At 49.4% G+C, this 1,695-nt stretch carries 2 protein-coding genes and 2 pseudogenes; all 4 read left to right on the top strand.

Annotated elements, in window-relative coordinates; genetic code table 11:
• Positions 1 to 271, top strand: a pseudogene (locus KHQ28_RS16805) (DNA-binding protein); the annotation flags it as partial.
• Positions 272 to 331: 60 nt separating this feature from the next.
• Positions 332 to 535 (top strand): HHA domain-containing protein, encoded by a 204-nt coding sequence (locus KHQ28_RS16800; protein ID WP_004213596.1) that lies wholly within the window; start codon positions 332 to 334, stop codon positions 533 to 535.
• A gap of 13 nt (positions 536 to 548) precedes the next feature.
• A complete protein-coding gene (locus KHQ28_RS16795; RefSeq protein WP_004213598.1) occupies positions 549 to 779 on the top strand; it encodes a hypothetical protein in 231 nt (76 codons plus the stop codon).
• 219 nt (positions 780 to 998) lie between these two features.
• A pseudogene (locus KHQ28_RS16790) lies at positions 999 to 1,695 on the top strand (ISNCY-like element ISKpn21 family transposase); the annotation flags it as partial.

Below are 1,695 nucleotides of genomic sequence, written 5' to 3'. Positions count from 1 at the left end.
GCGAGCCGGTCATCCCTGGCAGGAGGACGAAAAAACCTTACTGAGTGATGCGCTCGATTCGGTACCGGACGAAGAGATTGGCAGGCATCTGTTCTGGCTTTCCGAGAAACTGGGCAGAACGCCTTTCAGTGTTGCTTTCCAGATCGCGGCAATCAGGGAGCTGCAGGACGGCTGGGAGGAGCAGTTCAGGGAGATTTCGGATAACATTCGCTTGTCCGGTCTGAGCATCAGTGATTATCTTACACAGAACGGCACGGGCCATAACGCCTGAAAGAAATTTGCGTTATTTGTAAAATTAAATACCAGGGAAGCCTCAGGATATAAAAAACTAATGACGAAACAGGAATGGATTTTACGACTACGGCGCTGTACATCGAAGGAAACCCTGGAAAGGGTTATAGAAAAAAATAAATATTCTCTGTCAGATGATGAGCTTGAGCATTTCAATGCCGCGGTTGATCACCGGCTGGCGGAGATGACGATGGGAAAGTTGTATGACCGGGTACCGCCAGGTGTCTGGAAATTTGTGAAATAGAACAGGTGATATTATGAGTTACGGCTGGCTCTTCGAAAATCCGGATGATGGCATTTCGGGTGGTAATCATATCAATCTGGAACACCTCCCTCCGGAGCTAAAACAGGTTGTTCTCCAGATACTACAGAATCAGATTAATCGTGATACAGCAGAGAAAAAACTGGCAGAATTAATCCAGCAACTCGAGTTTGATATAACTGCAGCAGAACTGTCAGCATATCTTTTTAAACCGGGCCATGCCTGATGGCTTACCCGGTAGCGATAATAGTGGAGACCGACGGAGGACTCCACTTTGGCCGCTGGATCAGCAAAAAAGCAATGCAACTAGTTGATTTTTAACATAAAACGCATTAAGCGAAGTTACAGTGTAATGGCTCAATAGTAATGTCCGCCTGTGGCTCAATTCAGATGTCCGCGCTATGGTAAGCTTCACTGGTCCGTTTAAACTACCGGGAGGCATATCATGAGCGCAGAAAGCTCAGGAGTGTTTACTTTGAAAGAGATCAACCGGATCAAGATTATACAGGACGTCATTGAACGTCGCATCACAACGCGCCGTGCGGCCGAGCACCTCGGTATCAGCGACAGGCAATGCCGCAGACTTCTTGCCCGTTACCGTGAAGGCGGACCGCTTGGTATGGCCAGCAGACGATGTGGCATGCGTGGTAACCGCCAGTTGCCACCCGGGCTCGCAGATCAGGCTCTGGAACTGATCAAGACGCGTTATGCTGATTTCGGTCCGACTCTGGCGCGTGAAAAGCTCGAAGAACTCCACGGACTGTTTCTTGGCAAAGAAACTGTCCGGCGCATCATGGTGCGGGCTGGCTTATGGGTTCCCCGTAAACAACGTGCCGCAAGGATCCCTCAACCACGGTACCGGCGTCCGTGTACTGGTGAGCTGATACAAATAGATGGCTGTGATCACGACTGGTTTGAAGGCCGTGGCCCGGCCTGCACCGCGCTGGTCTATGTTGATGATGCAACCAGCAAACTGATGGAACTGTTGTTTGTTAAATCGGAGTCCACGTTTTCTTACTTCGAAGCCACGCGGCGCTATATCGATAAGCATGGTAAACCGCTGGCACTGTACAGCGATAAAGCCGGTGTTTTTCGTGTTAACAATAAACACGCCACAGGGGCTTTGTTGAATAAATCAGATT

Source organism: Klebsiella sp. 28 (assembly GCF_018223905.1).
Lineage (GTDB): Bacteria > Pseudomonadota > Gammaproteobacteria > Enterobacterales > Enterobacteriaceae > Klebsiella > Klebsiella pneumoniae.
Note: the sequence above shows the minus strand (reverse complement) of the source record. Positions and strands in the feature narration are given on the sequence as shown.